At 64.0% G+C, this 24,354-nt stretch carries 22 protein-coding genes and 1 riboswitch; of the genes, 11 read left to right on the top strand and 11 right to left on the bottom strand.

Annotation, left to right across the window (positions count from 1 at the left end; genetic code table 11):
- Position 1: 1 nt before the first annotated feature.
- The 9 genes from R1T45_RS15670 to R1T45_RS15630 form a co-directional block, all read right to left on the bottom strand.
- Positions 2 to 964 carry a HesA/MoeB/ThiF family protein gene (locus tag R1T45_RS15670; protein WP_317389540.1) on the bottom strand — a complete coding sequence of 321 codons (963 nt, stop codon included), beginning with the start codon at positions 962 to 964 and terminating at the stop codon, positions 2 to 4.
- Complete coding sequence (locus R1T45_RS15665) at positions 961 to 1,557, bottom strand: thiamine phosphate synthase (RefSeq protein WP_317389539.1); 597 nt, start codon at positions 1,555 to 1,557, stop codon at positions 961 to 963. The genes R1T45_RS15670 and R1T45_RS15665 overlap by 4 nt, the downstream gene beginning before the upstream one ends.
- Entirely contained in the window at positions 1,554 to 2,315 is a 762-nt protein-coding gene (locus R1T45_RS15660; RefSeq protein ID WP_317389538.1) for a thiazole synthase, read from the bottom strand. The genes R1T45_RS15665 and R1T45_RS15660 overlap by 4 nt, the downstream gene beginning before the upstream one ends.
- 3 nt (positions 2,316 to 2,318) lie before the next feature.
- On the bottom strand, positions 2,319 to 2,516 hold the full coding sequence (gene thiS / locus R1T45_RS15655) for a sulfur carrier protein ThiS (protein WP_317389537.1): 198 nt from the start codon (positions 2,514 to 2,516) through the stop codon (positions 2,319 to 2,321).
- Positions 2,506 to 3,486, bottom strand: a complete 981-nt coding sequence (locus R1T45_RS15650) for an FAD-dependent oxidoreductase (RefSeq protein WP_317389536.1) — start codon at positions 3,484 to 3,486, stop codon at positions 2,506 to 2,508. The genes thiS and R1T45_RS15650 overlap by 11 nt, the downstream gene beginning before the upstream one ends.
- Positions 3,479 to 4,282 carry a bifunctional hydroxymethylpyrimidine kinase/phosphomethylpyrimidine kinase gene (gene thiD / locus R1T45_RS15645; protein WP_317389535.1) on the bottom strand — a complete coding sequence of 268 codons (804 nt, stop codon included), beginning with the start codon at positions 4,280 to 4,282 and terminating at the stop codon, positions 3,479 to 3,481. The genes R1T45_RS15650 and thiD overlap by 8 nt, the downstream gene beginning before the upstream one ends.
- 66 nt (positions 4,283 to 4,348) lie before the next feature.
- Positions 4,349 to 4,445: riboswitch (TPP riboswitch) on the bottom strand.
- 111 nt (positions 4,446 to 4,556) lie between these two features.
- Entirely contained in the window at positions 4,557 to 7,886 is a 3,330-nt protein-coding gene (locus R1T45_RS15640) for an error-prone DNA polymerase (RefSeq protein WP_317389534.1), read from the bottom strand.
- On the bottom strand, positions 7,886 to 9,373 hold the full coding sequence (locus R1T45_RS15635; protein WP_120352185.1) for a Y-family DNA polymerase: 1,488 nt from the start codon (positions 9,371 to 9,373) through the stop codon (positions 7,886 to 7,888). Before R1T45_RS15635 ends, R1T45_RS15640 begins: the two co-directional genes overlap by 1 nt.
- Complete coding sequence (locus R1T45_RS15630; RefSeq protein WP_317389533.1) at positions 9,321 to 10,055, bottom strand: hypothetical protein; 735 nt, start codon at positions 10,053 to 10,055, stop codon at positions 9,321 to 9,323. Before R1T45_RS15630 ends, R1T45_RS15635 begins: the two co-directional genes overlap by 53 nt.
- 135 nt (positions 10,056 to 10,190) lie before the next feature.
- Here R1T45_RS15630 and R1T45_RS15625 point away from each other — a divergent pair, with 135 nt between their 5' ends.
- On the top strand, positions 10,191 to 10,829 hold the full coding sequence (locus tag R1T45_RS15625) for an SOS response-associated peptidase (protein WP_317389532.1): 639 nt from the start codon (positions 10,191 to 10,193) through the stop codon (positions 10,827 to 10,829).
- On the opposite strand, the gene R1T45_RS15620 is transcribed toward R1T45_RS15625, so the two are convergent.
- On the bottom strand, positions 10,826 to 12,256 hold the full coding sequence (locus R1T45_RS15620) for a UdgX family uracil-DNA binding protein (RefSeq protein ID WP_317389531.1): 1,431 nt from the start codon (positions 12,254 to 12,256) through the stop codon (positions 10,826 to 10,828). The genes R1T45_RS15625 and R1T45_RS15620 overlap by 4 nt on opposite strands.
- Positions 12,256 to 13,491: a putative DNA modification/repair radical SAM protein gene (locus tag R1T45_RS15615; protein ID WP_317389530.1), complete on the bottom strand. Its 1,236-nt coding sequence runs from the start codon at positions 13,489 to 13,491 to the stop codon at positions 12,256 to 12,258. Before R1T45_RS15615 ends, R1T45_RS15620 begins: the two co-directional genes overlap by 1 nt.
- A gap of 226 nt (positions 13,492 to 13,717) precedes the next feature.
- Between R1T45_RS15615 and dctP the strand changes: the two genes are divergently transcribed.
- The 10 genes from dctP to mnhG all read left to right on the top strand — a co-directional run bounded on the left by dctP (position 13,718) and on the right by mnhG (position 24,304).
- A complete protein-coding gene (gene dctP / locus R1T45_RS15610; protein ID WP_120350809.1) occupies positions 13,718 to 14,689 on the top strand; it encodes a TRAP transporter substrate-binding protein DctP in 972 nt (323 codons plus the stop codon).
- 7 nt (positions 14,690 to 14,696) lie between these two features.
- Positions 14,697 to 15,191: a TRAP transporter small permease gene (locus R1T45_RS15605; protein WP_007120055.1), complete on the top strand. Its 495-nt coding sequence runs from the start codon at positions 14,697 to 14,699 to the stop codon at positions 15,189 to 15,191.
- A gap of 1 nt (position 15,192) precedes the next feature.
- On the top strand, positions 15,193 to 16,509 hold the full coding sequence (locus R1T45_RS15600; protein WP_120350810.1) for a TRAP transporter large permease subunit: 1,317 nt from the start codon (positions 15,193 to 15,195) through the stop codon (positions 16,507 to 16,509).
- 175 nt (positions 16,510 to 16,684) lie between these two features.
- Positions 16,685 to 18,202 carry a malonyl-CoA synthase gene (locus R1T45_RS15595; RefSeq protein ID WP_317389529.1) on the top strand — a complete coding sequence of 506 codons (1,518 nt, stop codon included), beginning with the start codon at positions 16,685 to 16,687 and terminating at the stop codon, positions 18,200 to 18,202.
- 174 nt (positions 18,203 to 18,376) lie between these two features.
- Positions 18,377 to 21,235, top strand: coding sequence for a monovalent cation/H+ antiporter subunit A (locus tag R1T45_RS15590; protein ID WP_317389528.1), 2,859 nt, complete (start codon positions 18,377 to 18,379; stop codon positions 21,233 to 21,235).
- Positions 21,236 to 21,237: 2 nt separating this feature from the next.
- On the top strand, positions 21,238 to 21,585 hold the full coding sequence (locus R1T45_RS15585) for a Na+/H+ antiporter subunit C (RefSeq protein WP_120350813.1): 348 nt from the start codon (positions 21,238 to 21,240) through the stop codon (positions 21,583 to 21,585).
- On the top strand, positions 21,582 to 23,126 hold the full coding sequence (locus R1T45_RS15580) for a monovalent cation/H+ antiporter subunit D (protein ID WP_317389527.1): 1,545 nt from the start codon (positions 21,582 to 21,584) through the stop codon (positions 23,124 to 23,126). Before R1T45_RS15585 ends, R1T45_RS15580 begins: the two co-directional genes overlap by 4 nt.
- A 1-nt stretch (position 23,127) precedes the next feature.
- Positions 23,128 to 23,628 (top strand): Na+/H+ antiporter subunit E, encoded by a 501-nt coding sequence (locus tag R1T45_RS15575; protein ID WP_067630869.1) that lies wholly within the window; start codon positions 23,128 to 23,130, stop codon positions 23,626 to 23,628.
- Positions 23,625 to 23,912 carry a K+/H+ antiporter subunit F gene (locus R1T45_RS15570; RefSeq protein ID WP_067630872.1) on the top strand — a complete coding sequence of 96 codons (288 nt, stop codon included), beginning with the start codon at positions 23,625 to 23,627 and terminating at the stop codon, positions 23,910 to 23,912. The genes R1T45_RS15575 and R1T45_RS15570 overlap by 4 nt, the downstream gene beginning before the upstream one ends.
- Positions 23,909 to 24,304: a monovalent cation/H(+) antiporter subunit G gene (gene mnhG, locus R1T45_RS15565; protein ID WP_067630875.1), complete on the top strand. Its 396-nt coding sequence runs from the start codon at positions 23,909 to 23,911 to the stop codon at positions 24,302 to 24,304. Before R1T45_RS15570 ends, mnhG begins: the two co-directional genes overlap by 4 nt.
- The last annotated feature ends 50 nt before the right edge of the window (positions 24,305 to 24,354 follow it).

Raw genomic sequence — 24,354 nt, 5'->3', positions numbered from 1 at the left:
GTCAGGCACCGGGCAGGGCCAGCAGGGCGATTTCTCCCGGCCAGCGGGCGCGGAGGGTGTTGGCCGCGTGATGCGCGCGCAGGCCGGTGCGGCAGGCGAGCACGATGCGCGGTGTGTGTGGGGGCAGCGGCAGGTCCGGCAGCGCCTCGGGGGGGACATGGCGCGCTTGGGCTGAGAAGGGCGCGGGCGCTTCGGCGCGCAGGTCGATAACCATATCGCGCGGGGCGATCTGGCTCTCGGCGATGAAATTTACGGGCGACGCAGGTTCGGGAGCGCTGTCAAAGCGAAAGCCCGACATCCGCCATTGTGCGGCGTCCCAGATCATCAGCTGCCCGAGCGGAGAAGGCGACAGCCCCAGCAGCACCGACAGCGCCATCTGCGCTTGCGCCGCGCCGATTACTCCCACCACGGGGCCCAAAACGCCCGCCGTGGCACAGGTGGCCGCCGTCTGCGGCAAATCTGGGAAAACCGCGCGGAGAGAGGGGGCAGGCCCACAAAAGCCGCCAACATAGCCCGACATCCCAAGCGCCGAAGCCGAGATCAGCGGCTTGCCTTGCGCCAAAGACAGATCCGAAAGCGTCAGGCTGGCGGCGAAAGTGTCCGCGCAGTCGAGGGCAATATTGCACTCCGCCAGCAATCCGGGGGCGTTGGCGGGGGTAAGCCATTCGGCACGCGGGGTGAGCGTCACCTCCGGGTTCAGCGCCGCCATCGCCTCTGCCGCGGCGGTGACCTTGGGCCTGCCGATATCGCCCATTTGGTAGAGCGGTTGGCGGTGCAGGTTACTCTCGGCCACCACATCGCCATCGACCAGCGTGATGCGCCCCACACCGGCCCCGACGAGGTATTGCAGCACCGGCACCGCCAGTGCCCCGGCACCGACAACGAGCATACGCGCGGCGGCAAGCCGTTCCTGCCCCTCGGCACCGACCTGCGGCAGAAGCGTCTGGCGGGCGTAGCGGCTCATGCCGTCACCTTGAGCCATTCGCGCATCCGCGCGTCGGGGTCGGCGTTCAGTGTGATATCCGTGACCGCCGCCACCGTGTCGGCCCCGGCGGCAAAGGCCCCCGGCGCACGGGCGACCGACATGCCGCCAATAGCGCAAAGCGGGATGTCTCCGATCCGCGCCTTCCATTCGGTCAGCCGGTCGAGGCCCTGTTCGGTCCATTTCATCTTTTTCAGAATGGTCGGATAGACCGGACCAAGGGCGATGTAATCGGGGGAGAGGGCCAGCGCGCGGTCAAGTTCGGCGTGGTCGTGGGTGGAGAGGCCCAGTTTCACTCCCGCGCGCCGGATCGCGGGGATGTCGGCTGTGTCCAGATCCTCTTGACCCAGATGCAGCCAGTCGGCCCCCAGTTCAATCGCCAGTTCCCAATGGTCATTCACCACCAACTGCGCGCCGTATTGGCGGCAGAGGTCAAGCGCGGTGGTGATCTCGGTCCGCAGCAGGTCATACGGCGCGTCTTTGATGCGCAGCTGCACCAGTTTCACGCCCAAGGGCACCGCCCGCGCAACCCATGCAGCACTGTCAAACACGGGATAAAAACGCGGCAGGGTCATAGCCAAGCCTTTCCGATCACGGGGCTGGAGGGCACCGCCATATCGCGCTGGCCCATCGGGCCGGAGGCGGCGGCAAGCGCGCCCGCGCGGCAGGCCAGCGCAAAGGCCTCGGCCATGGCGGCGGGGTTGCGGGCTTCGGCGACGGCGGTGTTGAGGAGCACCGCGTCGAACCCCATCTCCAACGCCTGCGCGGCATGGCTGGGCATGCCAAGGCCCGCATCGATCACCATCGCCACCTCCGGAAATGCCGCCCGCAGGCTGCGCAGCCCGTGCAGGTTGTTCAGCCCCAGCCCTGACCCAATCGGCGCGCCCCAAGGCATCAGCACCCGGCAACCCGCATCGACCAGCCGCCCGGCCAGCACCTGATCCTCGGTGGTGTAGGGAAAAACCTCGAACCCATCGGCGCAAAGCGCCTCGGCGGCCTCAACCAAGCCGAAGGGGTCAGGCTGCAGGGTGTCGGCATGGCCGATAACTTCCAGCTTAATCCAATTGGTCCCGAAATACTCCCGCGCCATCTGTGCCGTGGTGATCGCCTCCCGCGCCGAATGGCAACCGGCAGTGTTGGGCAGCAGATGCACGCCGAGCCCGCGCACCATATCCCAAAACGCCTGACCCGCACCCTGTTCGCGGCGCAGGGAAACGGTTGCCACCGGGGCGGCACTTTGGCGAAAGGCGGCCTCCATCACCGCGGGCGAGGGATAGCGCGCGGTGCCCAGCATCAGCGGCAGGGGCAGCGAAATGCCGTAAAAGTCGCGCATCGCTTAGCCCCCCTGCATGGCGCTGAGCACTTCGAGCTGGTCGCCATCGCTCAGCGTCGTCGCGCCCCGCGCGCCTGCGGGGACGAAATTGCCGTTGAGTGCGGTGGCGACCTTGGCTTCGCCCCAGCCAAGCTCCACCAAGACCGCGTTAAGCTGCGTGGCAGTGACCTCACGCGCTTCGCCGTTCACTTCAATTTTCACGGAATAAATCCCCTGTTGTCGCTGTTGCAAGAAAGGCCGCGGCCTGTTCTGCCAAGGCCGGTGCCATGAGAAACCCGTGCCGAAACAATCCGTTAAGATGCAGCACTGCGCCGCGTTGCACGATGCCGGGAAGGTTGTCGGCAAAGGCGGGGCGCAGGTCGGCGCCCATCTCAATGATCTCGCCTTCGGCAAAGCGCGGGTCGAGCGCATAGGCCGCCGAGAGCAGTTCCAGCGCCGAGCGCGCGGTCATTTGGGCGCGACTGGCGCTTTCGATCTGGGTCGCGCCCAGCATATAAATTCCGTTCCCGCGCGGCACCACATAGAGCGGGTGGCGCGGGTGCAGCAGGCGGATCGGGCGGGTGAGGGTGATCTCAGGCGCGCGCAGCAAGATCATCTCGCCGCGCACCGCCCGCAGGCCGGGTAGGTCGGCGCTGGCGGCCATGCCACGGCAGTCGATCACCGGGCCTGCGACCTTGGATGGGGTGAGGGGCGTGGGCTCGACCTTCACCCCATGGGCGGCGAGCGTTTGGGTAAGATCATGCAGGGCTTGGCGCGGGTTCAGGTGCGCTTCCTCCTCAAAGAACAGCCCGCGCCGATGACGCCCGGTAAGCTCGGGCTCGACCGCCGCGATGGCCTCGGCGTCGCAAGGGGTGTGGCCGTCGGTCCGGTCGGCGAACCGCTGGATTTCAGCGCGGTCCCGTTCCGGGGCGAGGACCAGTGTGCCCCTATGGGTGACCTCGGTGATCTCAGACCAGAGCGCCGCGGCACGCCGCCCGTTGGTCACCACCGCAGGCTCGCTCAGCGCGCCTTCGCAGAAGGGCGCGAGCATCCCGCCCGCCCACCATGAACAGCCATGCGGCCCGGGCGTGCCTTTGCGGTCGACCAACCGGGGCCGCAGCCCCTGCGCCAGACAGGCCCGCGCGGCCCAAAGCCCCGCAACGCCTGCGCCGATGATGGTGACGTCACTCATGGGGCCAAACCGCGTGGAAATGATGCACCGGGCCGTGGCCACTGCCGATGTTGAGGGTGTCGGCAGCGGCAATGGCGCGTTGCAGATAGGCATGCGCAGCCTGCACGGCCTGCGGCAACGTTTGCCCCCGCGCCAGCCCCGCGGCGATGGCGGCAGAAAGGGTGCAGCCGGTGCCGTGGGTGTTGGCGGTGTGCTGGCGGGGCGCGGAAAGGCGCAGGGTGTCGGCCTCTGAAATCAGCAGGTCCACACAGGTTTCCCCCTTGCCATGCCCGCCCTTCATCAGCACCGCGCCGGGACCGGCAGAGAGCAGGGCGCGGCCCTGTTCCAACATGGCGGCCTCATCGGTAGCTTCCGGCCTGTCCAGCAGCCGTGCGGCCTCGGGCAGGTTTGGCGTTAGTACATGGGCCAAGGGGAGCATCCGGTCACGCAGGGTCGCCACGGCCTCGGCAGAGAGCAGCGCATCGCCGGATTTTGCCACCATCACCGGGTCGAGTACCACAGGCGCGGCGCAGCCCGTCAGCCCCTCGGCCACGGCGGTGATCGTTTCAGGATCGCCCAACATGCCGATTTTCACCGCACCGATCGCCAGATCGTCAAAGACCGCCGCCATCTGTGCGCGGATCATTTTGGGGGAGATCATCTCGACCCCGGTCACCGCGCAGGTGTTCTGCGCGGTCACGGCGGTGAGCACGCTGGCCCCGTAAACGCCAAGCGCGCTGAAGGTCTTGAGATCGGCCTGAATCCCCGCCCCGCCGCCGCTGTCGGACCCCGCAATCGTTAGTGCTTGAAACGCCATTTGGCCCCCATGTGTTAGATGGGCCAAGGGCGTGTGGATACGGGATAAACGACGGGCCGCATGGGGCCGATGCTTGGTTCCGTTCCCTACGCCGGTACGACCCGGATCAGGTTCGATGGGTCGGTTTTCACCTCTCAGCCTTGCGGCACCCCAACGGATTTCGGGCAGGCTAGCGAGGCGGGCTGGCAGGGTCAACTGGTGATGGTTAATTTATTGGTTGTCGTTTTATGTCAACTATTTGCGACTCATACTTCATCAAAGAAATGAAGATTCGTTAATGAAAATCCCGCGACTTCGGGATCACACGCGCGTCGCGCGGATGGCTATGCATCGCCACCTGACCGGGCAGCGGATGGGTCGGGTGATCACCCCGCGTGGTGATGCCGGGCATCGGTGCGTCCGACAGCGATGCAAGCCTGTCAGAGCGGTCCTCAAGCCGGTCGGCCACCACATGGATCACCCGCCCGTCGGTCTGCACGCGCCCTTCGACCACCAGCAGCCGCGCGGCCATGATCGTGGGGCGGTAAAGCTTGAACATATTGGGCCAGATCACGAGGTTCGCCACGCCGCATTCATCCTCCAGCGTGATGAAACAGACCCCCTTGGCGCTGCCCGGCTTTTGCCGCACCAGCACCAGCCCGGCGAGCTTGACCCGCCGCCCGTGGCCCATTCGCCCCAAATCGCGGGCCGAAGCAAACCCCTGCGCGGCGAGGCTGGAGCGGTAAAAGGACATCGGATGCGCCTTCAGCGACAGGCGCAGCGTTTGGTAGTCGGCCACGACCTGTTCGGCTTTCGGCATCACTGGCAGCGTCACCTCAGGCTCCGGCCCCTGAGACGCGGCTTCGGCATGATCAAAGATCGGCAAGGCGGGCGCGTCGCGCAGCCCTTGGGCCTGCCACAGCGCCTGACGTCGGTCGATCCCCATGCTGCGCATCGTGTCGGCGGCGGCCAGTTGACGGATCGCCTTGGCATCGAGCCCGGCGCGAGACTTGAGGTCTTCGACATCCGCAAAAGGCGCCTCGCGCCGGTCCATGATCCGCGCGGCGGCTTTTTCCTGCAACCCGTCCACCATGCGCAGCCCCAGCCGCAGGGCAAAACCGTCGCCGCAGGGCTCCAGCGTGCAGTTCCAGTCGGAGTAATTCACATCAACCGCGCGCACCTCGACCTGATGCTCGCGGGCGTCGCGCACGATCTGGGCGGGGGCGTAAAACCCCATCGGCTGCGAGTTCAGCAGCGCGCAGGCAAAGGCCGCCGGGTAGTGGCATTTCATCCAAGACGAGACATAGACCAGCTTGGCAAAACTCGCCGCATGGCTCTCGGGGAAACCATATTCGCCGAACCCCTTGATCTGGTCAAAACAGCGCTGCGCAAAGACCGGGTCATAGCCGCGGTTGGTCATCCGGCCCACCATCTTGTCTTGTAGCTTTTCAATCGTCCCGCGCGAGCGGAAGGTGGCCATGGCCTTGCGCAGCTCATTGGCCTCGGTCGGGGAAAACTGTGCCGCGTCGATGGAGATTTTCATCGCCTGTTCTTGAAAGATCGGCACGCCCAGCGTCCGGCTGAGGATGCTGAACAGCTCATCCTGCGGATAGGCCGGGCCGGGGGCGGGGTAGACGACGCTCTCCATCCCCTGGCGGCGGCGCAGGTAGGGGTGGACCATGTCGCCCTGAATGGGGCCGGGGCGGACGATGGCGACTTCGATCACCAGATCATAGAACACGCGGGGGCGCAGTTTTGGCAGCATGGCCATCTGCGCGCGGCTTTCGACCTGAAAGACGCCCAGACTGTCGCCGCGGCAGAGCATGTCGTAGGTGGGTCGCCCGGTGGCGTCGTCCTCGTGATCCTCCACCGGGACGGTGGCCAGTTCCAGCGGGCGGTCGTAATGCGCCTCGATCAGATCAAAGCATTTGGCGATACAGGTGAGCATGCCAAGGGCGAGGATATCGACCTTGAAGATTTGCAGCGCGTCGATGTCGTCCTTGTCCCATTCGATGAAACTGCGCTCGGGCATGGCGCCGTTGCCGATCGGCACGATCTCGGTCAGGGGGCGCTCGGTGAGGATGAAACCGCCGACGTGTTGGCTCAGGTGGCGCGGCATGCCGATCATCTGGGAGGCCAGTTTCAGCACCATGCGCAGATAGGGATCTGACAGGTCCAGCCCCGCCTCGCGGGCGCGGTCATCGTCCATCTGGCCCTCGAAACTGCCCCAGATCGTGCCCGCAAGTTTCGAAGTTACGTCCTCGCTGAGCCCCATCGCCTTGCCGACCTCGCGAATGGCCGAGCGTGGGCGGTAGTGGATCACCGTGGCGCAAAGCCCGGCGCGGTGGCGGCCATATTTGCCGTACATGTATTGGATGACCTCTTCGCGCCGCTCATGCTCGAAATCCACGTCGATGTCGGGCGGCTCATCGCGTTCTTCGCTGAGGAACCGCTCGAACAGCAGGTTGTGCACCGCCGGGTCGACCGAGGTGATGCCGAGGCAGAAGCAGACGGCGGAGTTGGCCGCCGAGCCGCGCCCTTGGCAGAGGATCGGCGGCTCAGCTTCCTCGCGGGCAAAGCGCACGATGTCGTAGATGGTCAGGAAATAGCGGGCGATCTTTTTGGCGGAGATGAGCGCGAATTCCTTTTCGATCGTTTTGATCACCGCCTCGGGCACGCCTTGCGGGTAGCGCCGCGCCGCGCCCTCCCATGTGAGGCGGGCGAGTTCCTCCATCGGGCTGCGGCCTTCGGGGACGATCTCATGCGGGTATTCGTAAGCCAGATCGGTGAGGCGAAAGGTGATCCTGTCCGCCAGACGCCGCGTCTCGGCGATGGCATGGGGCCAGTCGGCGAAGAGGCGCAGCATCGCCTCGGGCGATTTCAGGTGCCGTTCGGCATTGGCGGCCAAGAGATAGCCCGCCTTGGGCACGATCACGCCTTCGCGGATCGCCACCATCACATCCTGCAAGGGCCGCCGGTGGCGCGCGTGGTAGAGCACATCGTTGGTGGCCAAAATCCTCAGCCCATGGGCGCGGGCCAGTGCGTCCAAGCGGTTGATCCGCGCCCGGTCATCGCCACGATAAAGGAAGCTTGCGCCCACATGCCGCATGTCCGGCAGTGCTTTCACCAGACGCGGCAGGCCGGCGGCAAAGACATCAAGGTTTTCGGGTGGCATGACGATGAGGTGCAGCCCTTCGGCATGTTGCGCCAGCATCTCCAGCGTCAGATGGGTCTCACCCTTTTGCTGCCATTCGCCGTCTATAGATTGCATCTTGCCCGCCGACAGCAGCGTCGAGAGCCGCGCATAAGCGGCGCGGTCTTGCGGATAGGCCAGCAGTTCGGTCCCACAAAGCAGCACCAGACGCGCGCCGATCAGGGGGCGGATATGCGCCTTTTCCGCCTCCACATGCAGCCGCACCACGCCCGCCAGCGTGTTGTGATCGGCGATGCCGAGGCTGTCATAGCCGTGGTGATAGGCCATCTCGATCAGATCCACGGCGTCCGAGGCGGCGCGCAGGAAGGAAAAGCAACTGGCCAGCCCAAACTCCACGTACTCCGCCCGCGGCGGGTCGGCAAAAGCGTCTTCGCCCAAGGTGCGGCGCTTATGTCCTTCCTGCTCGGGCATCAGGCAAAGAGCCCATGCAAAAACCAGCGCGGCTCGGCCCCGCGACCGTCATAGATCACCCCCTCGCGGTAGAGCCAGAAACGCTGGCCGCCCTGGACCTCGACTTTGTAGTAATCGCGCAGCCGGGTGCCGGGGCGGTCGCACCACCATTCCGGCGCGATGCGTTCCGGCCCGGTGTGGCGCATGGTTTTATAGGTGACGCGCCGCCAGTTGAACTGCGAGGGCGGGCCTTCGGGCACGGCATAGATCACGCGCACCTCCTCGGCGGGGGTCAGCAGACGCAGCGGACGGTCGCGCAGCAAGGCGGGTGCGGCTGTAGGCGTGCCGTGCAGGGCGTCGACACGTTGCTCCACCCGTTCGGGCTTATGGGTCTCGCGCCACTGCGGCCAGTTGACCTTGTCCGCGCCCAGCTTCGCGGCGAGCCGGTCGAGCAGCCCGGCCACATCCGCCGAAGGGTCGCGTTTGCCGTCGAGGTGGTCTTGCATCAGCGGCAGCGGTTCGCTGGTCAGCGCCTCCAGCGTCAGCAGGTCAAAGCCGAAGCCGCTGTCGATGTTTTCCAGCTTGCCGTCGAACAGCCTGCGCAGATGCGCGGGGTCACGGCTGGCCCGCGCCGTGGCGACCCCAAGCGCGCGCCAATCGCCGTCGATGCGGTAGATGGTCAGGCGCAACCGCCGCGCGCCAAGCTCGGCGCGGGCCAGAAGGGTGCAGAGGTCATCGACCAGCGCGGGCAGATGCGGGGCGGGGTCGATCACCGGCTCAGGCAGGCGACTGCGGGTTATGAAATGGCGGTGGTCCGGCGGGGCGTTCAGCGGGTCGGGGGCCTTGCCGAGAGCTTTGTCGAGCAGGATCAGCGGGTTGCGATCGGGCTTGAGGCTGGCAAAGCGCCGCATCAGCGCGGCGCGGGGCAAGTCGCTCAGCGCGCCGATGGTCTTGAGGCCAAGACGGTCCAAGAGCCGTGTGGTCTGGGCATCCAGCCGCAGGGCGGCGACGGGCAGGGGGGCGAGGGCGGTGGCCACGTCCTCAGCCCCGCAGATCTGCGCGCCGGAGCCGAAGCGTGCCAGTGCCTGCGCGGCACCGGGAGTGGGGGCCATGGCGACCCGCGCGGTCAGCCCCTGTAGCGCAAAACGGCTGCGGATGTCGCGCAGCATGGCGACCTCTCCGCCGAACAGATGGGTGCAGCCGGTCACGTCCAGCAGCAGGCCATGGTCCTGATCCCGCGCCGTCCAAGGGCACCAGCGCCGCGCCCAATGCACCAGCCGCTGGATCAGCGCCTCATCGCCCTCCAGATCGGCGGGTTCCACATGCAGATCGGGGTGGATCGCTTGCACATCGACCACCCGCGCGCCCGCCTCGATTCCGCGCATCGTGGCGGCAGCGCTCAGCCCATGGACCACCGGCCCATGGGTTCCGTCGCGCGACAGGACGACCGGCACCTCATCCCCCGGAACGCTGCGGTATTGGGCGATCACCCGGCGCCACCGCTCCATCGTCAGCATAGGGAACCAGACGGAGACGATCCGCGGCGCGGGGGCTTTGGCTTTTGTCGGGGTCATGGGCAGCCACCCAACGCCCCGGCGCATGGCCACGCGCGCGAAACAGTTCCAAATCCCAGCGGGCTGCGCCGGGGGCCTGTGCATCGTATGGATGGGCCTGAGAGGGCAGCGAGGAAATGCGCCAACGCATGCGCGCCGCGCTCAAGCCGCCGGGATCGCCGCTGCGAATGAGATAGAGCGGCACGTTTGAGGTCTCGGCCCGAAGCGAGAGCCGTTTGGTGGCGGTGAAATCCAGCACCTCCGGCCCGCCGTGCACCTCGCCGATCACGGCAGAAAGCCCCGCACAGGCGGCCCCTTCCTCCATCGTCCAAAGCACGTCGCGCGGGTGGTTGACGGTGACCAGCAGCACCGGTTGTTCCAGCCCGAAACCGCGCAAGCTGGGCGTATAGGGTGCCCCATTCTCGCGCCGCGACAGAAAGTCCTGCACCCAAAGCACCGGCCCCTTGCCACGCGGCAAGAGCGACAGCACGAAGGCACTGGCCGGGGCCGTGGCGAAGGCCCCCGGAAAGACATCCGTCAGCGGCGCATGTGCGGCCAGAACCCCCGGTTCGGGGGGTGTCGACGGACGGCGCCGCGGCAGGGTAAGGACCTGCCCATATGTAGAATCGGTTGTCATGCACGACTCCATATGTTCACATTTTGTTCTGGTTATAAATCATCAATTGCGGTGCTGTCAAAGATCCTGTGGCCCTTGCCGGACGCGGGCAAAACCGCATCTAATGGGCCAAGATGACGGCAAGGGGGCCAACCGATGTGCAATCTCTATTCCCTGACCAAGGGGCAGGCCGCAATCCGCGGCTGGTTCGACGGCATCGACGACCAAACAGGCAACCTGCCGCCGATGCCCGGTATCTACCCCGACTATGCCGCCCCGGTGGTGCGCCACGGCGATGGCGGTCCGGTGCTGGAGATGATGCGGTGGGGGATGCCCTCTCCGGCCTTCGCGCTCAAAGGCAAGAAGACCGACCGCGGCGTGACCAACATCCGCAACATCGCCTCGCCGCATTGGCGGCGCTGGCTGGGGGCCGAGCATCGCTGCGTGGTGCCCTTCACCGCCTTTTCCGAACCGCTGAACCGCCCCGGAGAGCGCTCGCGCCCGGTCTGGTTCGCGCTTGGCGAGGACCGTCCGCTGGCCTTTTTTGCGGGCGTTTGGACCGAATGGACGAGCGTGCGCAAACTGAAGGACGGCGAGACCACTGATACCCTCTATGGCTTTCTGACCACCGAAGCCAATGCCGAGGTCGGGGCCGTGCACCCCAAGGCGATGCCGGTGATCCTGACCAACCCCGACGACGTGCAGCGCTGGCTTACGGTTGAAACGGCCGAGCTGCCCAGCCTGCAACGCCCCTTGCCGGACGGCACGCTCCAGGTCATCGACCCCGAGGATTAAGCCGCCTCTGCCATCATCCGTGCCGCCATCGCCAGATCGGAGCGGAACTGCGCCGTGGCCTCTTCGCGCAGCGCCGGATCCGGCACGCGCAGCAGATAGGACGGGTGCAGGGTGATCAGCACCGGGATGCCTTCTGGCCCCGTCTCGATCGTGCCACGGCGTTTCAGGATGCCCGTGCCCTTGCCCGTCAGGCTTTGCGCCGCTGTGGCGCCCATGGCGAGGATCAGCTTGGGCTGCACCTGCGCCACCTCGGCGTTCATCCACCAGCGGCACTGGTCGATCTCGGGCGTCTCGGGGCGCTGGTGAATGCGGCGTTTGCCGCGGGCGGTGAACTTGAAGTGTTTGACGGCATTGGTGACGAAAGCCGCCTCGCGGTCGAGCCCGGCCTCGGCGGCCACGCGGTCGAACATCTGTCCGGCTGGGCCGACAAAGGGACGGCCCGCGAGATCCTCCTGATCGCCGGGTTGTTCGCCGACCACCATCAGATCGGCACGGGCGGGGCCTTCTCCCGGCACGGCTTGGGTCGCATGGCAATGCAGCGGGCAGCGGGTGCAGGCGCGGATCGCGGTGGGCAGGTCCTCCATCGGGCCGTCCCAAGCGGATGAGAAGGCCGAAAGCTGCGCCTGCACGCGGTCCATGCGCACCGGCGGCAGGGTTGGTGCTGCCTCGGCCATGGCGCGGGCGCGGGCGGGGGCCTCGGCGATCATCTGGGGGATGAAGGCGGCCTCGGGCATGTTTTTCCAGTATTTCTTGGGCATCTCGGACTGCATCGCCTTCACCATCAGGCGGGCGGGGTTAAAGATGTTCTGGAAGTAGGTGATCCAAAGCTGCTCGCCCGCGTCCTCGGGCAGGTCGGGCTTGGCGTGGCCCTCTTGGAACGTGAGTTTGCCGTTCTCGAAAATGGCCGAGACATCGGGCGTCAGGATACGCCAATCCATGTCGGAAAATCGCCGCACGAAGAAATCCGCCGTGGGCTCCACCGTGTGATGCGTCGGCTCGAACCACGCGGCGAAGCTGCGGCGCGGGGCATCGGGCGCGCCGATCTCGCGGAAGCGGACGAAGGCCTTCATCTTGTGCTGGCAACGGCGCACGTTCTTCTCCATCCCGCGCAGCACGGCGAGGTCGGCATCGCCCCGGTCCGACATCAAATGCGGCGCGTCTTTCACGCGCCAAAGAAAGGCATAGAGCCGCGCGAAACGCTCCGGATCGCTGTGCCAAACGGCGGTTTCCGCCATGGAGACGAAGCTGCGCGGCACCGCGACGCGGCCCGTGGCGGTGGGGGCGGCCTCGCCGCCAAAAAGATTGGGCACGGCGGCATGGTCGCCCCAGAGGATCTGCTCGGGCGGGATACCGGCGGCCAAAAAGCCGCGCGCCGCCTCGCGCCATGCCTTGGCGGTGCCAATGGGGGGCAGGGAGACGCGGTGCATCAGAACAGGGTCAACTGCTCGGGCGGCGGCGCGAAACGTGCGCGCAGGTCGGCGCTGTCGGTCAGCCCACCGGGCGTCCAGCCGCCCGCGATGACAAAGGCGCGGGCCTTTTTCATCGACGCGCCCATGCGGGTCAGGTCTTCGTAGCGCAGGGACCGATGGCGTCGGGCGGCGAGGATGCGGGTCACCGTTTTCACGCCAAACCCCGGCACCCGCAGCAGCATCTCGCGGCTGGCGCGGTTCACATCGAGGGGAAAATGTTCGCGGTGCACCAGCGCCCAAGCGAGCTTGGGGTCGATTTCAAGATCAAGATTGCCGTCGCGGGTGACGGAGGTGATCTCGTCCAACTGGAAATCATAGAAGCGCAGCAGCCAGTCGGCCTGATAAAGCCGATGCTCGCGTTGCAGGGGCGGGCGGATCAGTGGCAGCTTGGCAGAACTGTCGGGGATCGGCGAGAAGGCGGAGTAATAGACGCGCTTCAACTTGTAGCTAGAGTAAAGCCGCGTCGATTGCCCTAGCACGGTGGCATCGTTTGACCCATCCGCGCCGATGATCATCTGGGTGGACTGGCCCGCAGGGGCAAAGCGGGGCGGGCGCTTGCCGGTGAAGGATTTCTCTTTGCTGGCGTCCTTGACCATCCGCACATTGGCCATGGCGCGGCGGATCTGCTCGGGCTTTTTCTCGGGCGCGTATTGCTGCACCGCCGTGTCGGTGGGCAGTTCGACATTGATCGACAGACGGTCGGCCAGACGGCCCGCTTCCTCGATCAACTCGGGGGAGGCATCGGGGATCGTCTTGAGGTGGATATAGCCACGAAAGTTCTCTTCGTGTCGCAGCTTGCGCGCGATCTGCACCATGTCCGACATCGTCGCATCGGGCGAGCGGATCACCCCGGAGGACAGAAACAGCCCTTCGATGTAATTGCGGCGGTAGAATTCGATGGTGAGCTTAACCACCTCATCCACGCTGAACCGCGCCCGGTCGACGTTCGAGGACACGCGGTTGATGCAATAGCTGCAATCGTAGATGCAGAAATTCGTCATCAGGATCTTGAGCAGGCTGATGCACCGCCCGTCGGGGGCGTATGCGTGGCAGATGCCGCTGCCTTCGTTTGAGCCCAGCCCCTTACCATCGCGCGAGTCGCGTTTGGTCGAGCCGGAGGAGGCGCAGGAGGCGTCGTATTTCGCCGCGTCGCTGAGAATCGCCAGTTTTTGATCGAGTGTCTGTTTTGCCATGCGTTCTATATATGTTCTCATGGCGGGGGTGTCATTAAACTATCTTACTGCCGCGACAATCTGCGCAGGGCACCGCCTGTGCGATGGCGCGGGCAGGGGGTGAGAGTTTAAATTGACGTGGCGAATTCTTGTCGCTACGAATTACATGCAGATACATATTATGCATATGCATGCGAGAGCACCGGGGCAAAGATCGCGGGCTTTTGATCACAACTGGGAGACGATCATGAAAACAACAACCACGCTCAGCGCGGCGCTCTTTGCCGTCAGCACCCTTGCCACCACCAGCACCGCCAGCGCCGACGAAGTGACGCTGCGCGCCGTGTCGGCCTTTACCCTTGGCACCGCCTTTAGCCGCGAGTTTGAATCCTTTGTCGAATGGATCAACGAGAACGGCAAGGGGGTCGTGCAGATCAATATGGTCGGCGGGCCGGAAGCCGTGCCGCCCTTTGAATTGGGCAACGCGGTGCAATCTGGCGTTGTCGACATCGCCAATAACACCACGGCCTATTACCCCAACCTGCTGCCCACGGGCGACGCGCTGCATCTGGCGGAAAACACCATTCAAGAACAGCGCGAGAATGGCTGCTATGAACTGGTCGACCGCATCCACCAAGAGCAGATGAACGTCAAATACCTCGGCCATGGCGGCGACGGGATCGGCTATCACCTCTATCTGACCAAACCGGTCGAGGGGCCGGACCTGAGCGGTCTGACCATCCGCACCACACCGGTTTATCAGGCGATGTTCACGCAACTGGGCGCGAATCTGGTGCGCACCGCGCCGGGCGAAGTCTATAGCGCGCTGGAGCGTGGGGCGATTGACGGTTACGGCTGGCCCTCGCAGGGTGTGCTTGATCTCGGCTGGGACGAGCAGACGAAATACCGGGTCGACCCGAGCTTTTACAACGTCGACGTGAACCTGCTGGTGAACCTCGACACATGGAATGGCCTGACCGACGAACAACGCGCCAAACTCGAAGAGGGCGCGGCTTGGATGGAAGAGCTTAACAACGACAATGCCGACCGCAACGCGACGGAATACGCCGCACAGGCGGATGCGGGGATCGAGACGATCACCTTCAGCGAGGCCGATGCCGAAGCGTGGACCAATGCCGCGCGCGATGCCGGTTGGGCGGCGGTCGAAGAGGTCGATGCCGATCTTGCGCAGCAGATGCGCGCCTGCATGACCAAGTGATCGCCCCATGATCTCAACATTGTTTGACCGGACACTCCGGGGGCTGGCCGTTTTCTCGGCCGGTATCCTCGGGGTGATCGCGGTGTTTATCGCGATCAACGTGGTGCTGCGCAATCTGGGGCTGCCGGTGGTCTATGGGGCACTGGATGCGATCCAATATGCGCTGATGATCGCCACCTTCCTTGGCGCGCCTTGGGTGCTGTCGATTGGCGGGCATGTGAAGGTTGATCTGATCACCAGCAACCTGTCGCAACGCACTGCCTATGCTTTGACCCGCCTGACCAGCGCCATTGGCGCGGTGACGGCAGGGGTGCTGGGCTGGTACGGGTTGCAAGCGGTGCTGGCCTCTGCCGCACGCGGGTCGATGATCCGCACGTCTTTCGTGATCCCAGAGTGGTGGATGCTGGCCTTTGTGCCGCTATCGCTGGCGCTTTGCACGATCATCTTTATTCGCCGTCTGCTCTATCCGGAAACGGCCGAGCGTAGTTTGAGTGGTCTTTGAGATGGATTGGGGCCTGACACTGACCTTGATGCTGGGCGGATTGGCGGTTTTGCTGCTGATCGGCTTGCCGGTCGCATTTGCTTTCATCGCCGTGACGACCGTGGGCGCGTATTTCGTGCTGGGCGGAGACCGGGGCATTCTGCAACTGGCGCGCAACTCGGCGCAATCGGTGGCGAATTTTCAGCTCGCGCCGATACCGCTGTTTATCCTTATGGGAGAGATACTCTTTCAAACCGGGGTCGCGCACCGCGCCATTGACGCGATTGAACGGGTGGTGACGCGCATCCCGGGCCGCATGTCGGTCGTCACGATCTTTGGCGGCACGATTTTTGCAGCCCTTTCCGGCTCGACCATCGCCAATACCGCGATGCTGGGCGGCACGCTGCTGCCGGGGATGCTGAAACGCGGCTATCACCCGTCGATGGCGATGGGGCCGATCATGGCGTCCGGCGCGATTGCCATGCTGATCCCGCCTTCGGCGCTGGCGGTTCTGGTGGGCTCGCTCGCGGGGATTTCCATCGCCGGGCTGCTGATTGCGGGGGTGCTGCCCGCGCTGCTGCTGGCGGTCCTGTTCGTGGCCTATGTGGTGGGGCGGAGCCTTTTGGACCCGAAAGTTGCGCCGCCCGATGTCTACGAAGAAATGCCGCTGCGCGAACGTTGGACGCCTTTCGTGATCTATGTGCTGCCGCTGTCGGTGCTTTTCGCGGTGGTGATCGGCTCGCTGCTCGCGGGCATTGCCACGCCTACGGAAAGCGCCGCCCTTGGCAGCATCACCGCCGTAATCATCGGGGCCGCCTATCGCGCCCTGAGTTGGGAGAAGATGGGCCGCGCGCTGATGGAGACGCTGAAGCTGTCGGTGATGATCCTGTTCATCATCGCGGCCAGTCAGACATTTGCGCAGGTGTTGTCGTTCTCGGGCGCCACTAATGGCTTGATCAATGCGATCAACGCGGTCGATCCGACGCCGCTGATGGTGCTTCTGGGGATGATCGCGATCCTGCTTTTTCTGGGCTGCTTCATTGATCAGGTGTCGATGCTGATGGTCACCGTGCCGGTCTTCGTGCCGTTGGCGGGTGCGATGGAGATCAATGAGCTGACCCTCGGCGTGGTATACTTGCTGACGATGGAGATCGGCCTGCTGACGCCGCCCTTCGGTCTGCTGCTGTTTGTTATGCGCGGGGTCGCCCCGCCTGAGATTCGGATGCCGCAGATCTATGCCTCGGTGATGCCGTTCTTGCTGATCAAGCTTTTCGTTCTGGCCCTGATCGTCTGGCTGCCGGGTATCGGCACTTGGTTGCCCAGTTTGATGGGCCGCTGAACCTTGGGGCGGCGCGCCTCAGCGCCGCCCCGCAAGCTATTGCCATAATTCGACATTTGCCGACTATGCCGCCGCGCGCGGGCTTTGGTCGGCTTGCATTACCCCGCGTAATGCGGTTGTAATCCCGCAAGGAGGCAGTCGGCTTTCCCAAGAACAACACGCGAGGAGCACCGTGATGGCAAACCCCCTTTATGACACTCTGTTTGGCCGTCACGCTGGCAAAACGACGGCCTTTCTCCATCTCGAAGGCGGGGTGACGCTGACCCATGCGGGTTTTCTGGGCCGGGCCGCCCGTTTTGCCCATGTGCTGACCGAGTTGGGGGTGAAGCCCGGCGACCGGCTGGCGGTACAGATCGACAAATCCGCCGATGCGCTGGCGCTTTATGCCGCCTGCGTGCAGACGGGGGTGATCTTTTTGCCGCTCAATACCGCCTATACCGCGGATGAGGTGCGCTATTTCGTGACCGACAGCGGGGCCGCGGCCTTTGTCTGCCAGCCCGCGCGCCGCGATGAAATGGCACCGCTGGCTAGGGATACAGGGTGCCAGCTTGAGACGCTTGGTACGGAGAACGATGGCAGCTTTGCGGATCGCGCCACCTCGGCTTCCGATAAATTCGAGACCGTCGCGCGGACGGCGGATGACCTTGCGGCCTTCCTCTATACCTCCGGCACCACGGGGCGCTCTAAGGGGGCGATGCTGACGCAGGCGAACCTTTTGTCGAACGCGCAGACGCTGGCCGATCTGTGGCGTTTCACCAACGCGGACGTGCTGCTGCATGCGCTGCCGATCTTTCACACGCACGGGCTGTTCGTGGCGACCAATGTGACGCTGGTGGCGGGGGGCGCGATGATCTTTATGCCCAAGCTCGACATCGACCGGTTGATCGACCGGATGCCCCATGCCACCGTGATGATGGGGGTGCCGACCTTTTATACCCGGCTTTTGGATGACGCCATTTTCACCCGTGAGACGACGGCGAACATGCGGCTGTTCATCTCGGGGTCGGCTCCGCTTTTGGCCGAAACCCATGTCGATTTTGAGGAACGCACCGGCCACCGTATCCTTGAGCGTTACGGCATGACCGAGACCAATATGAACACCTCCAACCCCTATGAGGGCGAGCGCCGTGCGGGCACCGTGGGCCTGCCGCTGCCGGATGTGGAGTTGAAAATCACCGACCCCGAAACCGGCGCGACCCTTCCGGACGGAGAGATAGGCAGCATCGAAGTACGTGGGCCGAATGTCTTCAAGGGCTATTGGCAGATGCCCGAGAAAACCGCCGCCGAACTGCGCGAAGATGGCTTTTTCATCACCGGCGATCTGGGGCGGCGCGATGCGGATGGCTATGTGACCATTGTGGGCCGCGACAAAGACCTGATCATCTCGGGCGGCTATAATATCTACCCTAAGGAGGTCGAACTGCTGCTCGACGACCAACCGGGCGTGTTGGAGAGCGCGGTGTTCGGCGTGCCGCATCCCGATTTCGGGGAAAGCGTGGTGGCGGTGTTGGTGGCGCGGCGGGGCGCGGAGCTGGATCTTGCGCAGATCGCCGGGGATGTGGCCGGATCGCTGGCCAAGTTCAAACGACCCGCCAAGCTGATCGTCCTGCCGGAATTGCCGCGCAACACGATGGGCAAGGTGCAAAAGAACGTGCTGCGCGACACCTACCGGGACTTGTTTCAACCGGGGTAGGGGCGCCCGAGGGCCATTCTAGCGGGCATAGGGGCGGCGGTATCGCCATCCCACGGGGCAGGACTGCGGTGTAACCTGCGACAATCTGGCGTTTAATGCCCGGTTTCGCTTGAGGTGCCGGGAAAATTTCTACAGAACGTGGTGACCTTTCAGTCCGCCAGATCAGGAGTTCGCGTGTCCCTCTTCCTTATCGTTGCCTTGCCCTTCTTGGGCGCATTGTTACCCGGACTGATGAATTCCGCAGGGCGTCAAGCCTGCGCCGGGGTGACCTTTATGGTGACCCTCGTGGCGCTGGTGGGGTTGCTGACGCATCTGCCTGCCGTGCTGGCGGGCGAATTGGTCACCGCGCGGGTTGACTGGATCCCGCAGCTTGGCCTGAACCTGACCTTGATGTTCGACAGTCTTGGGTTTTTCTTTGCCTGTCTGATCCTTGGCATCGGTCTGTTGATCATCGCCTATGCGCGGTCTTACCTGTCGCGCGATGATCATATGGGCGAGTTTTTCACCTACCTTCTGCTGTTCCAAGGCGCGATGGTGGGTATCGTTCTGAGCGATAACGTGTTGATCCTACTGATCTTCTGGGAGCTGACCTCGCTTTCGTCCTTCCTGCTGATCGGCTATTGGAAGCACCTTCCCGAAGGCCGCCAAGGCGCGCGAATGGCGCTGACGGTTACGGGCATGGGCGGCCTTGCGATGATCGGTGGCATGTTGCTGCTGGGTCAAATCGTCGGCAGCTATGACCTGAGCGTGATCCTCGACAACCGCGAGATGATCCAAGCCTCGCCGCTCTATCTGCCCGCGCTGATCCTGATCCTCTTGGGCTGTTTCACCAAATCGGCGCAGTTCCCGTTCCACTTCTGGCTGCCCCACGCGATGGCAGCACCAACGCCGGTCTCGGCCTATCTGCATTCCGCCACCATGGTGAAGGCGGGGATTTTCCTGATGGCGCGGATGTGGCCGGTGCTGTCTGGCACGCCGGAATGGTTCGTCATCGTCACCACGGCGGGTCTGATCACCATGGTGCTGGGCGCGGTGATTGCGCTGTTTAAACATGACCTGAAGGCGCTGCTGGCCTTTTCGACCGTCAGCCACCTTGGTCTGATCACCATGCTTTTGGGCACCGGCACGGCCTTTGGCGCGATGGCGGCGGTGTTTCACATCTTGAATCACGCGACCTTTAAGGCCGCGCTCTTTATGTCGGCGGGGATCGTGGATCACGCGGTGCATACCCGTGACATCCGCCGTTTGGGCGGGCTGCGGCATCTGATGCCGGTGACTTTTGTCATTGCCACGCTGGCGGCGCTGTCGATGGCGGGGATCCCGCTGCTCAACGGCTTCCTGTCGAAAGAGATGATGCTGGAAGAGACCCTGCACACGACGCTCTTTGACATGCCTTGGCTGGTGCCGGGGCTTGCGACCTTTGGTGCGCTCTTCTCGGCGGCCTATAGCTTCCGGCTGATCGGCCATACCTTCCTTGGCAAAGAGCGTGACGACTATCCCGACCATCCGCATGACCCTAAGCCCGGCCTGTGGCTGCCGCCTGCGCTGTTGATCATCCCCGTGGTGGTGATCGGCCTTGCGCCTTTCCTCGCCGAGCCTTTCGTGAAGCTGGTGACCGCCTCCGTCCTCGGCGGCGCGGCCGAGATGCCTTCGGCGCATTTCAAAATCTGGCACGGGCTGGGTCCGGCGCTTTATATGTCGATCATCGCCGTTGTCGGTGGCCTGATCCTGCTGGCGCTTTTCACCCCGCTTCTGCGTGTTTGGGATGCCACGCCCCGGCCCGAGGCCAAGTCGATCTTTGACCGCGTCATCGCGGCCTTTGTCGGCCTGTCGCAGGCGATTTCGCTGCGTCTGCACGACGGGGCGTTCTCGCGCTATGCCGCGATCATGGCGGTGACCGTGGTTGTGGTGGGCTATTTCGCTTGGGCCACCGGCACCGTTGGGGCCGCGACTCGGGCGTTGCAGCCGACCAATGCAGTGCAGATCGCGGGCTGGCTGATGCTGGTGGCGGCGGCCTGCGGATTGGTGTTCTTGCACCGCAACCGCCTGTTGTCGCTGATCTTGATCGGCATCGTCGGGCTGATCGTCTCGGCTGGCTTCGTCTTCTTCAGCGCGCCCGACTTGGCGATGACCCAGCTGACGGTTGAGGTGGTCACGATTATCCTGCTGCTCTTGGCGCTGAACTTCCTGCCCAACCGCACACCGATTGAAAGCAGCGTGCTGCGTCGGACGCGCGACGTTGTGGTCTCCCTCGCGGCGGGGGCGGCGACCATGGCGCTGTCTTATCACTACCTGCTGCGTGACACCGTCGCGCCGAGCATTTCCGAATTCCACCTTGCCAACTCCTACAAAGGTGGCGGCGGCACCAATGTGGTGAACGTGATCCTTGTCGATTTCAGGGGCTTTGACACCTATGGTGAGATCATCGTTCTGGGCATCGCGGCGCTGCTGATCTACGCCCTGACCGAGACGCTGCTCTCGGGCCCGGTCCGCGCGCGCTTGCTGAACCGCAAGCCGGACCAGCCGCGGGCAGGGGACCGGCACCCGATGATGATGGTGGTGATGACCCGCGTCATCATGCCCGTCGTGCTGATGGTGGGTTTCTACATCTTCCTGCGCGGCCATAACGAGCCGGGCGGCGGGTTTATCGCCGGTCTGATCGTCTCGATCGCCGTGGTGATGCAGTATATGGCCAGCGGCTTTGCATGGGCTTCGGCGCGGCTGCGCTATCCCTATCACGGGATCATCGGCACCGGCGTCTTGATCGCGGGGCTGACGGGGATCGGGTCGTGGCTCTTTGCCAAACCTTTCCTGACTTCGGATTTCACCTATGTGCGCATCCCGCCTTTCGACAAGTTCGAACTGGCAACTGCCGCGCTCTTTGACCTTGGCGTGTTCCTTGCCGTTGTCGGGGCGGTGATGCTGTCGCTCGAAAGTTTCTCGCGGCTGGCCCGCCGGGCGCATGTGCCTGAGGCCGATCACCCGATGGACATCGACCCATCGCGCGAAGACACCACCAAGGCGGAGGCATAAACATGGAACTTCTCGTCGCATCCGCCATCGGCATCCTGACGGCCTCTGGCCTCTATCTTGTGCTGCGCTTGCGGAGCTTTCCCGTCATCATGGGCACATCGCTGCTAACCTATGCGGTGAACGTGTTTCTCTTTGCCTCGGGCCGTTTGACCGTGGGCGCGCCGCCGATCCTCACGGATGCCGCGCGCTATACCGATCCGCTGCCCCAAGCGCTGGTGCTGACCGCCATCGTGATTTCATTCGGCATGACCGCCGTGGTGGTGATGATCGCCCTCGGGGCCTATCTGGGCAACAATGACGACCATGTCGACGACCCGCTGACCGATACCAAGGCGGAGGACCGCACATGACCCATTGGCTGATCCTGCCCATCGTGCTGCCCGCATTCATTGCGCCCTTCATCATTCTGGCCGCACGCTATCACATCACCATCCAGCGGGTGCTGTCGCTGTTCGGGGCGCTGGCGCTGGTCGCCGTGGGGCTTGGCCTGTCGGTCGAGGCGTCGGGCGGCGATGTCATGCTCTACCGTCTCAGCGATTGGGCCGCGCCCTTTGGCATCGTGTTGGTTGGCGACCGTCTGTCGACGCTGATGGTGACGTTGACGGCGGTGCTGGCGCTCTTCGTGCTGCTCTATGTCATCGGCTCGAAATGGGACGAACGCGGGCGGCATTTTCACGCGCTGTTCCAGTTCCAGTTGATGGGCATCATGGGCGCTTTCCTGACGGGCGACCTTTTCAACCTCTTCGTCTTTTTCGAAGTGCTGCTGATCGCTTCCTACGGGTTGATGATCCACGCCGGCGGCACGCCGCGGCTGCGGGCCGGGGTGCAATATGTGCTCTATAACCTCTTGGGCTCGACGCTGTTTCTCTTTGCGCTTGGGGCTATCTATGCCGAGACGGGGACGCTCAACATGGCCGATCTGGCACAGCGGGTGGCCTTGATTGATGCAGGCGCGACCGTGGGTATCCGCATCGCAGCGGTGCTGCTCTTGATGGTCTTCGCGGTCAAAGCGGCCGTGGTGCCGCTGCACTTCTGGCTGCCATCCAGCTATGCCGAAGCGCCCGGCCCGGTGGCGGCGCTCTTCGCCATCATGACCAAAGTCGGCGCCTATGCGATCATCCGCGTCTATACGCTGATCTTCCCGCCAGACCTTGCCGCCACGGCGGACCTGCACACCACATGGCTGCTGCCTGCCGCGCTGCTGTCGCTGGCGCTTGGCATGATCGGCGTGCTGGCGGCAAAGCAGTTGGACCGTATGGTGGCCTTTTCGGTGATCGGGTCGATGGGGATGGTGATGATCTCGATTGCGCTGTTTACCCCCGAGGGGATCGCGGCGGCACTTTACTATATCGTGCATTCGACACTGGCGGCGGGCGCGCTGTTCCTGATTGCCGATCTGGCGCGGGCGGGGCGCGATAACCTTGATCTGACGGCGCAGCCGCAGGTGGCGGGGGCCAAGCTGACCTCGGCGCTGTTCTTCGTTGCTGCCATCGCCATGGTCGGCGTGCCGCCGCTTTCGGGCTTTCTGGGCAAATTGCTGATCATGGATGCCGCTGCCGAGAATGATTACTGGGTCTGGATCTGGGCCGTGATCTTGGGTGCGAGCCTTTTGAGCCTCGTGGGCTTTGGCCGCGCGGGCAGCATGGTTTTTTGGAAGTCGCGCAGTGTCGCGCCACCAGACGGGGCCACCCCAGCCGAGGCACCATCGGCACTGAGCTATGTGGCCGTGGGTGGCCTGCTGGCCCTTTTGGTTGCGCATACGCTGCTGGCCGGCCCCGCCACACAATATGCCACGGCGATCTCGAACCAATTGTTCGGGCCAGAGCGTTACCTGAGCACCGTGCTGGAGACCCCCGGCAAGCTGTCGGACGGCAAAGAGGAGGCCCATTGACATGATGCGACCGATCCGTTGGCTTTTGCCGCACCCGTTTCTGACCCTGTTGCTCACCGTTGTGTGGATTCTGCTGCAAAACAAGTTCAGCGCAGGCATGCTTGTCTTTGGTCTGATCCTCGGGATCGTGATCCCGGTGCTGACCGCGCGGTGGTGGACCGACCGGCCCCAAGGCATTCGCCCGCTGCGCATGATCGCCTATGTGATCTTGGTCCTGTGGGATATCATCATCGCCAATATCCAAGTGGCGTGGATCATCCTGACCAAATCCAACGCCAGCATGTCGCCCGCCTGGGTTGTCGTGCCGCTGGACCTGAAAGAACCCGAAGCGATCACGATCCTTGCGGGCACCATCACCCTGACCCCCGGCACCGTTTCGGCGGATCTGTCGGACAACGGGCGCTACCTGCTGGTACACGCGCTGGACGCCACTGACCCCGACGCCGTGCGCGATGAGATCAAAGACCGCTACGAACGCCGCTTGAAGGAGATTTTCGTATGACCCAAGCGACCGACCTTTTGACCCTTGCGCTTTATGGTGCCCTGACCTTGGTCGCCATCGCGCAGTTCATGGCGATGATCCGGCTGTGGATCGGCCCCGGCACCGGGGACCGCATTCTGGCGCTGGACACGATGTTCATCAATGCCATCGGCATCATCGTGCTTTTGGGCATCCTGCAAGGCACGCAGATCTATTTCGAGGCGGCGCTGATCATCGCCATGCTGGGTTTCGTCTCAACCGTGGCCTATGCCCGGTTCGTCTTGCGCGGAGATATCATCGAATGAGCCCCGACATCATCGCCACCTATTTTATCATCGTGCTGCTGGTGATCGGCAGTTTCTTCGTGCTTGTCGCCGGGATTGGCTTGCTCAAGCTGAACGACCCGATGACCCGCCTGCATGCGCCGACCAAGGCCGCGACGCTGGGGATCGGGGCCTATCTGTTGGCGGCCATGGTGAGTTCGTTTCTGTCTGGTACGGGGTCGCTGCATGAACTGCTGATCATGGCCTTCATCTTTGTCACGGCTCCGGTTTCGGCAAATTTCATGGCCAAGGCGAATATCCACCGGCGCGATTGCTTGCCGCATCCGCCGGAACTGCCGGATGGCGATACGTGGGCCACGCTCAATGTGCCGGAAGAAGACCGCGAGATCGAAGAGACTTCGCCCAACGCCTAAACCACGGCAGCAAGGGTCGGATTCATTTCAAACTGTTACGATGGTGGAAA

Source organism: Sulfitobacter sp. LC.270.F.C4, from assembly GCF_032922545.1.
Taxonomy (GTDB): domain Bacteria; phylum Pseudomonadota; class Alphaproteobacteria; order Rhodobacterales; family Rhodobacteraceae; genus Sulfitobacter; species Sulfitobacter profundi.
This window is presented reverse-complemented; position numbering and strand designations above follow the sequence as displayed.